Origin of the sequence: Aeromonas sp. ZOR0002, from assembly GCF_963866995.1 — a bacterium.
GTDB classification, from domain to species: Bacteria; Pseudomonadota; Gammaproteobacteria; order Enterobacterales; family Aeromonadaceae; genus Aeromonas; species Aeromonas caviae.
Genome location: NZ_CAWMFQ010000323.1, coordinates 874 through 13,389 on the forward strand (window position 1 = coordinate 874; position 12,516 = coordinate 13,389).

General features: G+C 62.6%; 14 protein-coding genes. 9 read left to right on the top strand and 5 right to left on the bottom strand.

Features of this window, described 5'->3' with window-relative positions:
• The 7 genes from AACR77_RS17370 to AACR77_RS17400 form a co-directional block, all read left to right on the top strand.
• The coding region (locus AACR77_RS17370) for an HAD-IC family P-type ATPase (protein ID WP_042883016.1) at positions 1-1,045 on the top strand (1,045 nt) is incomplete at its 5' end.
• 10 nt (positions 1,046-1,055) lie between these two features.
• Positions 1,056-1,445: a Cu(I)-responsive transcriptional regulator gene (cueR, locus tag AACR77_RS17375; RefSeq protein WP_042883000.1), complete on the top strand. Its 390-nt coding sequence runs from the start codon at positions 1,056-1,058 to the stop codon at positions 1,443-1,445.
• A 153-nt stretch (positions 1,446-1,598) separates the two neighbouring features.
• Positions 1,599-2,753: a GGDEF domain-containing protein gene (locus tag AACR77_RS17380; RefSeq protein WP_041211999.1), complete on the top strand. Its 1,155-nt coding sequence runs from the start codon at positions 1,599-1,601 to the stop codon at positions 2,751-2,753.
• 30 nt (positions 2,754-2,783) lie between these two features.
• Positions 2,784-3,047, top strand: coding sequence for a YihD family protein (locus AACR77_RS17385; RefSeq protein ID WP_010676098.1), 264 nt, complete (start codon positions 2,784-2,786; stop codon positions 3,045-3,047).
• Positions 3,048-3,244: 197 nt separating this feature from the next.
• A complete protein-coding gene (gene ccoG, locus AACR77_RS17390; RefSeq protein ID WP_042883002.1) occupies positions 3,245-4,693 on the top strand; it encodes a cytochrome c oxidase accessory protein CcoG in 1,449 nt (482 codons plus the stop codon).
• A 74-nt stretch (positions 4,694-4,767) separates the two neighbouring features.
• The gene (locus AACR77_RS17395; RefSeq protein ID WP_042016426.1) at positions 4,768-5,757 is read left to right on the top strand and encodes a serine/threonine protein kinase; all 990 of its coding nucleotides are present in this window, start codon (positions 4,768-4,770) and stop codon (positions 5,755-5,757) included.
• A 209-nt stretch (positions 5,758-5,966) separates the two neighbouring features.
• On the top strand, positions 5,967-6,575 hold the full coding sequence (locus AACR77_RS17400) for a thiol:disulfide interchange protein DsbA/DsbL (protein WP_010676095.1): 609 nt from the start codon (positions 5,967-5,969) through the stop codon (positions 6,573-6,575).
• A 74-nt stretch (positions 6,576-6,649) separates the two neighbouring features.
• Here the strand turns inward: AACR77_RS17400 and pncB are convergent, their stop codons facing one another.
• Positions 6,650-7,828 (bottom strand): nicotinate phosphoribosyltransferase, encoded by a 1,179-nt coding sequence (pncB, locus tag AACR77_RS17405; RefSeq protein ID WP_010676094.1) that lies wholly within the window; start codon positions 7,826-7,828, stop codon positions 6,650-6,652.
• Positions 7,829-7,929: 101 nt separating this feature from the next.
• Positions 7,930-8,565, bottom strand: coding sequence for a nicotinamidase (locus AACR77_RS17410; RefSeq protein ID WP_041214225.1), 636 nt, complete (start codon positions 8,563-8,565; stop codon positions 7,930-7,932).
• A gap of 74 nt (positions 8,566-8,639) precedes the next feature.
• Between AACR77_RS17410 and AACR77_RS17415 the strand changes: the two genes are divergently transcribed.
• Positions 8,640-9,290 (top strand): NUDIX hydrolase, encoded by a 651-nt coding sequence (locus AACR77_RS17415; RefSeq protein WP_029314880.1) that lies wholly within the window; start codon positions 8,640-8,642, stop codon positions 9,288-9,290.
• 76 nt (positions 9,291-9,366) lie between these two features.
• A complete protein-coding gene (locus AACR77_RS17420) occupies positions 9,367-9,852 on the top strand; it encodes a DUF523 domain-containing protein (protein WP_042883004.1) in 486 nt (161 codons plus the stop codon).
• Here AACR77_RS17420 and AACR77_RS17425 read toward each other — a convergent pair.
• From AACR77_RS17425 to AACR77_RS17435, 3 genes are all read right to left on the bottom strand, one after another.
• On the bottom strand, positions 9,798-10,754 hold the full coding sequence (locus AACR77_RS17425) for an acyltransferase (RefSeq protein ID WP_042883007.1): 957 nt from the start codon (positions 10,752-10,754) through the stop codon (positions 9,798-9,800). The two genes, AACR77_RS17420 and AACR77_RS17425, sit on opposite strands and share 55 nt — an antisense overlap.
• 7 nt (positions 10,755-10,761) lie before the next feature.
• Positions 10,762-11,661 (bottom strand): acyltransferase, encoded by a 900-nt coding sequence (locus AACR77_RS17430; RefSeq protein ID WP_039039683.1) that lies wholly within the window; start codon positions 11,659-11,661, stop codon positions 10,762-10,764.
• A gap of 132 nt (positions 11,662-11,793) precedes the next feature.
• Positions 11,794-12,516, bottom strand: a 723-nt coding sequence (locus AACR77_RS17435; RefSeq protein WP_042883010.1) for an ATP-binding protein, incomplete at its 5' end; no start/stop codon positions are given.

A 12,516-nucleotide genomic window follows, 5' to 3' on the forward strand; every position in this document is an offset into this window, starting at 1 on the left:
ACCGGCGGCCATCGTCACCGGTACCGGGGTGGCGGCGCGCCACGGCATTCTGATCAAGGATGTCGATACCCTGCAGAAGGCCCACGCCATCAAGGCGTTGATCTTCGACAAGACCGGTACCCTGACCCAGGGCCGGCCGGTGCTGGCCAGCTGGAGTGGCACAGCCGAGCAGCTGCGTCTGGCCGCCGCCCTGCAGCAGGCGAGTGAACACCCGCTGGCGCTGGCCATGCGCGAGGCGGTCGGCAAGGAGGTTACGCTGCCTCAGCCGGAAGCCGTCGAGGTGCGGGTCGGGGCCGGTATTGTCGGTCAGGTCGCCGGTCATACGGTCGCCATCGGCAATGGCTCTTTGCTGGCCCAGCTCGGCATTGAGGTGCCCGCGCAGGATAAACAGCCTGCCGACGGCGCGACCCGGGTCTGGGTGGCCATCGACGGCGTGGTGGCTGGCATTGCGGCGCTGGCCGATACCCTGCGCCCCGAGAGTCCGGAAGCCATCGCCACCCTGCGTCAGCGCGGCATCGCCAGCTGGCTGGTGAGCGGTGATGCACCGGCGCCGGTGGCCCATATCGCCGCCAAATTGGGGCTGGACGGGGCCTTTGACTCCGTACTGCCAGCCGGCAAGGTGGAGAAGGTCGCGGCGCTGCGGGCACAAACCCGCGGGCTGGTGGCCATGGTGGGGGACGGGGTGAACGACGCCCCGGCGCTGGCGGCGGCGGATGTGGGGATCGCCATGGGCTCCGGCTCCGACGTGGCGATGGAGACCGCTTCCATCACCCTGATGCGATCTGACCCGCGGTTGGTGGCCGATGCCATCGATATCTCGGCGGCGACCTGGCGCACCATCCAGCAGAACCTGTTCTGGGCCTTCGTGTTCAACATCATCGGCATTCCGTTGGCGGCACTGGGTTACCTCAGCCCCGAGCTGGCGGGGGCGGCCATGGCCCTGAGCAGCATCACAGTTTTGAGCAATTCCCTGTTACTGAAACGCTGGCAGCCACGGGCACTTGCCCAGGTCAGCCACAATGTCAGCACTGAATCGAACCGTTAAGGAGTCATCCATGAACATCAGCAAGGTAGCCAAGGCCACGGGACTGACCGCCAAAACCATCCGCTACTACGAGAGCATCGGCCTCATCTCGGCGCCGGTGCGCAGTGACAACGGCTACCGCAGCTACACCGAATCGGCCCTGCGCGAGCTGCGTTTCGTCAAGCGGGCGCGGGAGACCGGCTTCAATCTGGAGGAGTGTCAGGAGCTGCTGGCACTCTATCGGGACGAGCACAGAACCAGTGCCCAGGTGAAGAAGCTGGCCCAGGAGAAAATCGTCGATCTACGCTCCCGCATCGCCGGTTTGCAAGCCATGCTCAGCGCCCTCGAGGAGGTGGTGAGCTGCTGTCACGGAGATGCGAATCCCCAGTGCCCCATCCTCGACGAGCTGGAGAAAGGGTGAGGGAGGGCTGCGCCATTCGACCCTGCAGAAAAGGGTCTGTCGGAGCCTGTGCGGGAGAGGACGCGCTGAGTGGCAGCTTAATAGCGGTCGATTGATTGTTGAGCAGGAAAGGGGAGTGTTAAACTGTGCGGCTCTTGTACAGGGAGTACCCAGTTGACACAGAGTGTGAAATATCAGGTGCGGCGGGCCATCATGGTCCAGCTCTATACCCATGCCTCCTTCAGCCTGCCTTGCCTGGGGCTGCTGGCGATCAGCTGGAGCCTGCTGTTCCACGATTACCTGCCGGCCAGCGAGTCGCTGGGCTGGCTCGGTCTGGTCCTGCTGCTGTTGCTGGGGCGCTGGTGGCATTTGCGCTGGCGCCAGCCCAGGCTGGCACAGCTTCCGCTGCCGGTGCTCGAGCGCGAGCTCTTTGTCGGGGTGACCATCACCTCCATCGTCTGGGCACTGGGCGTGCTGCTCTACATGGACAAGCTGCCAGACACCTATCGTGCCGCCATGATGATGCTCTCCAGCCTGATCCTGACCGGCAGTGCCATCATGCTGTTCGGCAGCCGTCGTACCCTCTATGGGGCCGTGCTGCCCCTCGGGTTTGCCATGTTGTTCGAGCTCAGTGGCGGCAACACCCAGGAGCGTATCGTCTCCTGCATGCTGGCGGGGTATCTGTTCGTCTTTCTGCCGACCCTGCTGCGGCGCCTGCGGCGGGATCAGGTGGCCTCTCTCTACCACAGTTTTTCCAATGCGGATCTGGTGGCCGAGCTGAAGGCGGTCTCCGAGCACCTCAAGCTCACGTCCCGCCTCGACGGTCTGACCGGCATCGCCAACCGGGCCCATCTCGACGACTCCCTGGCGCGCGCCTGGCGTCGCTGCCACCGTGCCAGGGCGCCTCTCTCTCTGGTGCTGGTGGATGTGGACTACTTCAAGCAGTTCAATGATCACTATGGTCACCAGGTGGGGGACCAGTGCCTGCAACAGGTGGCGAGCCTGCTGGCCGAAGTGCTGCGGCGGGAAGACGATCTCGCTGCCCGTTACGGCGGAGAGGAGTTCGCCCTGCTGCTGCCCTGCACCACCTTGCAGGGGGCCATGCAGATCGCCGAGCAGGTGCGTACCTCGTTGCGAGCCCTCGGCATTCCCCACCACAAATCCCGGGTCTCGGGGCGGGTCAGTTGCAGCTTCGGGGTGGCGACCCTGGTGCCGGATCAGCATCACTCTATTGCCGAGCTCATCCAGAAAGCGGATGCGGCGCTCTATCAGGCCAAGCATAATGGCCGGGATCGTATCGAAGTAGCCTTGATGGGTAAGGTTGCCTGAGTTTCACAAGACAGATTAAAGAGGTCGTCTATGCAATGTCATCGTATCGAAGAGCTGCTGGAACTGCTGCAGCCTGCCTGGATCAAGGAGCAGGATCTCAGCCTGGTGCAGTTTGTTGCCAAACTGGCCGAGGAGGCGGGATTTGACGGTCCCCTGTCCGCACTGACCGACGACATGCTGATCTACCACCTCAAGATGCGGGAATCCGACAAGCAGGCGATGATCCCGGGGCTGGCCAAGGATCACGTGCCCGACTTCAAGGAGGCCCTGCTCAAGGCACGCGGCATCAAGTAATCCGGGCGTCACATCGCCATCAGAGAAAGGTTTCAAGAGAATCTGTGAAAAGGCGCATAGTCAACTGGCTATGGGCCTTTTTTGTTGCCTGAAATTGCGACGGGACTCGAACTATAGATACATTTAACCCACACAATTAGCAGGTTGTTTAAGATATAATCGCTTTCATAACAATATGAGTGGAGCGATGTGTTGCAATGGCCGACAAGGACAAGATCGACATCAAGGATGTGACCGGTGACGTCACCGGGACCTTCAATCCCAACACCTTCAAGGCGGGAGATGACAGGTTCAACCCCGGCAACCGCATCTATGTCCGCTCCCAGACCGGCTACTGGCAACGGGTGCGCAAGGCCATGGGCTGGTTCTTCGTCGCGCTCTTTGTCCTCCTGCCCTGGCTGCGTTATGACGGCCGTCAGGCGGTGCTGTTCGATCTGGAGCACCAGCAGTTCCATATCTTCGGTGCCACCATCTGGCCGCAGGATCTCACCCTGCTGGCCTGGGTCTTCATGATCGCGGCCTTCGCCCTCTTCTTCGTGACTACCTTCCTGGGCCGGGTCTGGTGCGGCTACCTCTGTCCCCAGACGGTGTGGACCTTCCTGTTCATCTGGTTCGAGGAGAAGCTGGAAGGGGCCGCCAACAAGCGTCGCAAGCTGGATGCGGCGCCCTGGAGCGGCGAGAAGCTGGCCCGGAAGGGCGCCAAGCACCTGGCCTGGATCCTGCTGTCGCTGGGCACGGGGCTGACCTTCGTCGCCTACTTCCAGGATGTCTTCCACCTGGTGCCCGATTTCTTCACCCTGCAGGCGGGAGGCTGGGTCATCTTCTGGGTGCTGTTCTTCGCCGCCTGCACCTATGGCAACGCCGGCTGGATGCGCGCCATCATGTGTATCCACATGTGCCCCTATGCCCGCTTCCAGTCCGCCATGTTCGACAAGGACACCTACATCGTCGGCTATGACAGCCAGCGTGGCGAGACCCGCGGCGCCCGTGGTCGCAAGGCCGATCCCAAGGCTCTGGGGCTGGGGGACTGCATCGACTGCGACCTCTGCGTGCAGGTCTGCCCGACCGGCATCGACATCCGTGACGGCCTGCAGTACGAGTGCATCAACTGCGGCGCCTGTGTCGACGCCTGCGATCAGACCATGGAGCGGATGGGGTATCCGAAGGGGCTCATCAGTTACACCACCGAGCACAAGCTGGCCCACAGTGAAACCCAGGTGGCGCGGCCCAAGCTGATTGGCTATGGCCTGGTGATGGTCGTCATGCTGGGGGTCTTCGTCTATAACGCCATGTCCATCATGCCCATGGGGCTCGACATCCTGCGGGATCGCAACCAGCTGTTCCGGGAAAACAGTGAAGGGCTCATCGAGAACACCTATACCCTGAAGATCCTCAACAAGACCCTGAACTCCCAGACCTACCGGCTGGACGTGGAAGGGCTGCCGGAGTACCAGTGGTTCGGACCCCGCGAGGTGACCCTGAAGGCGGGTGAGATCTATACCCTGCCGGTGAGTCTGGCGGTGGATCCCTTCAACCTGAAGCGCCCCACTCTGGACGTCCAGTTCGTGATCAAGCGGGAAGGCGCGGCGCCGGATGACAGCAAGGGGACCTTGCGCCAACCGAGCAAGTTTATCAGCAGGTTGTGACGGCAAGGCGCACCGCCATGCACGGCAACGGCAGACAGTGGTGATAGAATGGGGCGCAACAGCGCCCCTTTTCTATGGTGGATGACATGCGTTTCAACTATTCCGACCTCAATCCCGATCTCATCATGGATGCCATCGATCTCAGCGGCTTGCGCATCGACTCCGGCCTTATCGAGCTCAACAGTTACGAGAACCGCGTCTATCAGTTCCAGGATGAGGATCGCCGTCGCTACGTGGTGAAGTTCTACCGCCCCGGTCGCTGGAGCCGGGCCCAGATCCTGGAAGAGCACGCGTTTGCTGCTCGCCTCTGTGAAACTGAGATCCCGGTCGCCGCTCCCATTGCCTTTGCCGGCGAGACCCTGCTGGAGCATCAGGGCTACCCGTTTGCCATCTGGCAGAGCGTCGGGGGGCGTCAGTTCGAGGTGGACAACCTGGACCAGCTGGAGTGGGTGGGGCGTTACCTCGGTCGCATCCACAGCGTCGGTGCCAGCCATGCCTTTCATCACCGGGTTCCGCTGGATGTGGAGAGCATGCTGCACGAGCCGCGTCAGTTGCTGGCGGCAGGCGAGTGGTTGCCGAGCGGGCTGGCCAAGTCCTTCTTCGGGGTGCTGGACGAGCTGATCCGGCACGTATGCGACGCCATGACCCTGGATGTGGCGCGCATCTCCCTGCATGGGGACTGCCACCCGGGCAACATCCTGTGGCGTGACGGCCCCCTGTTTGTCGATCTCGACGATTGCCGCACCGGCCCTGCCATCCAGGATCTCTGGATGATGCTGAACGGGGAGCGTCATGAGCAGCAGATCCAGCTCGATACCCTGCTGGCGGGGTATGAGGAGTTCATGGAGTTCGACCCGCGGGAGCTGGCGCTCATCGAGCCGCTGCGTGCCATGCGCATCGTCCACTACATGGCCTGGCTGGCAAGACGCTGGGAAGATCCCGCCTTCCCCCGCCACTTCTCCTGGTTCAACACCGAACACTACTGGCGCCAGCAGATTGCGACCCTGCATGATCAGCTCGAGGCATTGAAGGCCCCGCCGCTCAGCCTGATGCCGCAGTGGTAGGGGCGTGAACCCGGCAGATCGCCACGCCACGGGGCGTCCGCTGGTGGTGTCGCCCGCACCATTGCCACAGCGGCAAGGTGCCCGTGGGAGGCGGGATGGCGGTCCCGCCTGTCTGCCTTTGCCATTGACGGCACGAGGGTGAGGCAATAGGCTTGGACTGCTTCGGTTCGCCGGGCGTGCCTCACAGTGATCCCTTAACAGGAAACGTCATGAAAAAAGTACTATTTTTCCTCGCTGCCATGCTGATGATCCCCATGGTTCACGCCGCCCCGCAATTCAAGGAAGGTGTCAACTATGACGTGGTCAGCCAGACCGGCAGCGCCCAGCCGGAAGTGATGGAGTTCTTCTCCTATTTCTGCCCGCACTGCGCCAAGTTCGAGCCGATTGCCGAGGATCTGAAGAAGAGCCTGCCGGAAGGCGTGCCGATGAAGAAGAACCCGGTGGCCTTCCTGGGCCGTGAAATGGGCCCCGAGATGCAGCGTGCCTACGCCGTCGCCAATCTGCTGAACGTGGAAGGCAAGCTGACCCCGGCCATCTTCGACAAGATCCACACCCAGCGCCAGATCCCCCAGAGCCGCGCCGACGTGAAGCAGGTCTTCGTGGACAATGGCGTGCCGGCCGAGGAGTTCGACGGTGCCGTCGACAGCTTCGCCGTCTCCGGCATGGTCTCCCAGTTCGATCGCAACACCGAGAGCTACAATGTGCGCGGTGTGCCGGCCTTCCTGGTCAACGGCAAATACATGGTGAAGATTGAATCCATCACTTCCCAGGAGCAGTTCAACCAGCTGGTGAAATTCCTGCTGGCCAAGAAGGACTGATCATTCCTGAGTCGATACAAAAGCCCGCCGGTGCAAACCGGCGGGCTTTTTGTTTGGCATCTCGCGGGCCTGACTCAGACCCCGACGTGGAAGGCCTGCTTGAGGTTGCGAATGAAGTCCGCATCCCGGCAGAGGGTCTTGCCCGGGCTGTCGGAGATCTTGGCGACCGGGCCGCCGTTGCACTCCATCAGCTTGAACACGATGTTCATCGGGCTGACGCCGGGCAGATCGCAGGTGAGCTTGGTGCCGATGCCGAAGCTGGTGTTGATGCGGCCACGGAAGTGGCGCAGCAGCTCGACGGCCTTGTCGAGGTTGAGCCCGTCGGAGAAGACCAACGTCTTCTCGGCAGGGTCGATGCCGAGCCGCTGATAGTGGCTGATGGCCTTCTCGCCCCATACCACGGGATCGCCGGAGTCGTGGCGCAGCCCCTGGTAGCGGCTCGCCAGCTCGAAGTCGAAGTCACGCAGGAAAGCATCCATGGTGATGCAGTCGGTGAGCGCGATACCGAGGTGGTTGGTGAATTCGTCCAGCCAGCTGGTGAGGGCTGCGCGCTGGCTGAGCTCCAGCGGGAAGCCGAGCTGCTGGTGGGCCTGGAACCACTCGTGGGCCTGGGTGCCCACCGCGGGCAACCGGTACTTCTGGGCCAGCAGGTAGTTGCTGGTGCCGCGAAACGCCGGCAGCCGCTCCTTGAGGCGACCCACCACGGCGTCTTGTACCGCGAGGGAGAAGCGGCGACGGGTGCCGAAGTCGATGAGGTTGAACTCGCTCATCTCCTCCCGGCTCAGCTCCCGCTCCAGCTTGTCGATCTTCTGATCGAGCCGCTCCAGTGCCTGGCTGACGCCGAACTGGGGGTAGCGGAAGCGGTTACGCATTTCGCTGATGATGGCGAGTACCGGGATCTCCCACAGGATCACGTCCTGCCAGGGGCCTTCGACCCGCACATTGATGCGGCCATCCTGCTCGAACACCTTGAGCAGGGAGGCGTCCAGCGGCTTGCGGCGCAGGTGGTCCAGGTAGTCGGGCGTGAAGAAGGGGCGTTCGGCCAGAAAGTCGAGTTCGGACCGGGTCAGGCGCAGGGAGCCGGCGAGGCGCAGTTGTTCCTCGATCTGGCCCATCATGGGCAGCAGATCTTCTTCGTTGCGGCTGTGGAACTCGGCGACGACGTCGGCATCCGGATAGCGATGGAACACCGCCTGCTGCATGTGCAGCTTGTAGGCATCGGTGTCGAGCAGGCTGTGGAGGATGGGAGGCATATCAGGCTCCTGTGATGAGTGCTGCGCGGGCAACGCACTCTGGCTGCATCTGTGACGGGTGGGCGCCGGTGTCGGGTGGGCAGTGGAAAATGGAAGGCATATCAGGCATCCAGCAGGCGTTGAATGTCGGCCAGGGTCTGGGCCAGCTCGGCGCCGGCCTCGATCATCCGGGTGCGGGCCTGGTCGATTGTCTCGGGGGCGATGCCGCGGCAGGCGTCGAGGTGGACGATGACCCGGAAACCGGCGCGACGCAGTTGCAGCACGCTGGTCTTGACGCAGTAGTCGGTGGCGAGGCCGCCGACCAGCACGGTAGTGACGCCGCGGGCTTGCAGAAACTCGATGAGCCCGGTGCTGCGCCGCTCCGCCAGGTCGTGATAGCAGGCGCCATAGGGATGCAGGTCCGGCTCGACCCCCTTCCAGACGAAGAAGTCGTAGTCGATGGGGGCGGGCAGGCCGTCGAGCAGCTCGAACCCAGGTGTGCCGGGTACGCAGTGGGCCGGCCAGGTGAGATCGGCATTCGCCAGTGCAAGGGGTTGCAACATGGCACCGGGTTCGGTCACCACCCAGGGGGCGTTCGCGGGGTGGGCATCCTTGCTGCCGGCTCGCAGGGTGGCGAGGGCTGCCTGGGCATTGAGCGCCGCTACTATGGTATCCCCGCCAGCGACGGGCAGCTCGTTCGGGCAGAGGGGGGTGAATCCCTTCTGCGCATCAATATCCAGGCTGGCGATGATTCCCATGGATGGCTCCTTCACATAATATTCTTGTGATATTATCTACCAAACATTATTAGAAGGCGAGCAGGTCGACCAGGATGCCGAGAATGAGTCTGGATATGGTGGTGCTGCGGTTGCGCGAGGAGCGGCTCGAGCTGCTTCTCGAGACCCGGGATCGCCCCCCCTTTGCCCACTGCTGGCAGTTGCCGGCCCTGCGCATCGACGAGACCCGGGATCGGGATCTGGACGCGGCTCGCCATCGCCTGCTGGCAGAGTGGGGGCTGGAGCACTGCTACAGCGAGCAGGTCTGTACCCTCGGCAACCTGGAGCGGGATCCCCGCGGCTGGTCCACCACCCTCGTCTATCTCTGTCTGGCGGATCCCGATGGGGGGGCGGTGCGCGGTCGCTGGCATCCTCTGGACGATCTGCCCGGCCTGCAACTCGCCTTCGATCACGGCAAGCTGGTCGCCATGGGGCTGGAGCGGCTGCGGATCAAGAGCCGTTACAGCACCCTGCCGCTGCATCTGCTGGGGGCGGAATTCACCCTCTCCGAGGTGCAACGGGCGTTCGAGATCGTCCTGCAGACCCCCATGAACACGGCCGCCTTTCGCAAGCGGCTCCACCGTGCCGACATCCTGGTGGACACAGGGCGCAAGCGCACCGGCAAGCAACGTCCCGCCATCCTCTATCGGCTGGAGACCCCCTGTTGCGTCATGTTCGATCAGGTGATGCACGGTGCGGAAGCATAAGCCGATGTCTGCGAAAGCCGTATTGTCGCCCCATAGCGGGTCTGGTGCACTGGCACCTCACACAGGAAGTGAAAGCATGGGAGAGACGGGAATGCACAAGGTGCTGGTGAGCGCCTGTCTGCTGGGGCAGCCAGTGCGTTACGACGGCCAGAGCAAGGGGATTGTCAGCGACTGGCTGCAGGCGCTGGGAGCCGAGGGGCGGGCGCTGGCCTTCTGCCCCGAGGTGGCGGGTGGCCTGCCGACGCCACGCCCCCCTGCCGAGCGCCAGGGGGAGCGGGTGGTCACCGAAAGCGGGCTGGATGTGACGGCCGAGTTCGATCGGGGCGCCGCCCTTGCGCTGGCCCTCTGTCAGCAGCAGGACATTCGCTTCGCCCTTCTGAAGGAGGGGAGCCCCTCCTGCGGCAGCGGTCGCATCTACAATGGCCGCTTCGAAGGGGTTTCACTGGCGGGAGAGGGCAAGACCACGGCTTTGCTGCGCCGCCATGGCATCGCGGTGTTCAGCGAGGATCAGCTGCCCGAGCTGGCCTCGGCGCTCGCCTTGGCTGCCTGCAGATCGGTCTGAGCCGCCGCATCGGCCGCCTTCCACTGCGCCAGCACGTCGTCTTTTTCCTTCCAGCGTGCGTTCAGCCACTCCTGGAAACCGCGTTTGAACTGCTTGTCGTTGAAGTAGTCCCCCACCAGTTGCTCGTCCACCGGCAGCTCCTCGATCCGCACCCGGATGCGCTTCATCTTCCCCATCAGGAAATCCTTGAAGGGGGTGTCGGGGTTGTCCGGGTAGCTGATGGTGACGTTGATCAGGCTGTCGAACTGATCGCCCATGGCTGCCAGGGTGAAGGCGAGTCCTGCCGCCTTGGGGGGCATGAGATGGCGATAGCGGGAACGGGCGGCCTCGCGCTTCTGCTCGGTGAAGCGGGTCCCCTCCACGAAGTTGATGACGGTGGTGGGAATGTGGCGAAACTTCTCGCAGGCGTTGCGGGTGGTCTCGATGTCCTTGCCCCGCAGATGCGGATTTCTTAACAGAAACTCTCTCGAATAGCGGCGCATAAAGGGCATGTCCAGCCCCCAGCACGCGAGCCCCAGCAGCGGGATGTAAATGAGCTCGTGCTTCATGAAGAACTTGGGCACCGGCAGACGATTGCGAAACAGGTGGCCGAGCACCACGATATCGGTCCAGCTCATGTGGTTGCTGATGATGAGATACCAGCCATCCTTGCGCAGCCGGGTATTGTCCTCAATCTGCCAGTCGATGCGGGTAGTGAGGCGGATCACCAGGGCGTTGCAACCGAGCCACAGGCCCATGAAGCGATTGTTGAGCCGGCTGCAGGCGCGACCAAAGGCCGGCACGGGCAGCAGCAGTTTGGCCAGAGAAACCAGCAGGATCAGGCTGGCACACAGGGCGGTAAACAGTATGGTCAGGCCGGCGCTGATGAACAGCACCAGGGGGCCCGGGAGCAGGTTTGGCATGAGTGTCTTACTGCGTCTTGTCCGCCAGCAGCTTATCCAGGGTCTGGTCCTTCTCGTGCCAGATCCCGTTCAACCACTGTTGAAACTCTTGTTGGAACTCGGGGTCATTGAAGTAATCCCCCACCAGATTGCGTTCGATCGGCAGAAAGCGGACCCGAACCTTGATCTCCTTGACCCGACCGCACATGAAGTCCCAGTAGCTGGGGACGCCGCCGGGATAGGCGATGGTCACATCCACCAGCTTGTGCAGTTGATCCCCCATGGCCGCCAGGGTGAAGGCGATGCCCCCTGCTCTCGGGTGCAGCAGATGACGATAGGGTGCCCCTTGCCTGTCGTGCTTGCCGACGGTGAAGCGGGTCCCTTCCACGAAGTTCATCACACTCACCGGCATATGGCGGAAACGGGCACACGCCTTGCGCGTGGTTTCTATGTCTTTTCCCCTCAGATGCGGGTGCTTTTCCAGAAATTTTCGGGAATAACGCCGCATGAATGGGAAATCCAGCGCCCACCAGGCCAGACCGAGAAAAGGTACCCAAATCAGTTCTTTCTTGAGGAAAAACTTCAGGAAGGGGATTTTTTGATTAAAAATCCGCTGCAATACCAGTATGTCGACCCAGGATTGGTGGTTGGCAATCACCATATACCACTCATTCCGGCGCCCTTTGTCCACTCCGACCACATCGAAAGGGGTGTTGATGATGGTTTTCTGGATCAGATTGTTAAAACCTATCCAGTGGGTGGCGCAGCCGTCCAGGAGTGTGTTGCAGAGACGTCGCGCCCCCTTGAAGGGCAGCAGCAGCTTGATGAGGCCAAGCAGCAGGACGGGGACAAACCAGAACAGGGTGTTGATGAAATAGAGCAGGGTCGAGAGGCTGCCGCGCAGTCGCTCTATCAGCTTGTTGGGCATGGTGGAATCCGTCTTCGTATCGGTGGATGGCAACCAAGTGGTCAGATCTGTTGCCATAATATCAGCCGGCCCACGACTAGACCATGGTGGCGCCCTTTCCGAGTCGGGTGGTGGCTGCTGCCGTTCCCCCGCTCACTGGCCCCCGCGCAGCCGCGACAACAGCCTGTCCATGGCACGATAGCCCAGGGCTTCGATCAGATGGGCTCTCTCGATGGTGGCGTGCCCCGCCAGATCGGCGATGGTGCGCGATACCCGCAGGATGCGGTGCCAGGCCCGGATGCTGAGCCCCAGCTTCTGGATGGCACCTTCCAGAAACTCGGCATCCTGTGGCGATAATCTGCAAACATCTTCGATTTCACGACTATCCAGCAGGTTATTGAGTTTTCCGCTGCGACTCAGCATGCGCTCTCGCGCCCCCAGCACCCGTTCGCGTATCTGCTGGCTCGATTCCCCCCGCTCCGCCTTGCCGGTCAGGCTCCCCCTGGGCAAGAGCGGGACCTCTACCGTCAGATCGAACCGGTCGAGAAAGGGGCCGGAGAGCTTGCCCAGATAGCGCAGGATCTGATCCGGGCTGGAGCGGGTCTGGCCGTCGCCATAATGGCCGCAGGGGCTGGGATTCATGGCACCCACCAGCTGGAAGCGGGCGGGAAAATCCACCTGGCGGGCGGCACGACTGATGGTGATGTGCCCGGTTTCCAGCGGCTCGCGCAGGGAGTCGAGCACCTTGCGCTCGAACTCCGGCAGTTCATCCAGAAACAGTACCCCGTTGTGGGCGAGGGAAATTTCGCCAGGCCTGGGATGGGTACCCCCGCCCACCAGCGCCACCGCCGAGGCGCTGTGATGGGGCGTGCGATA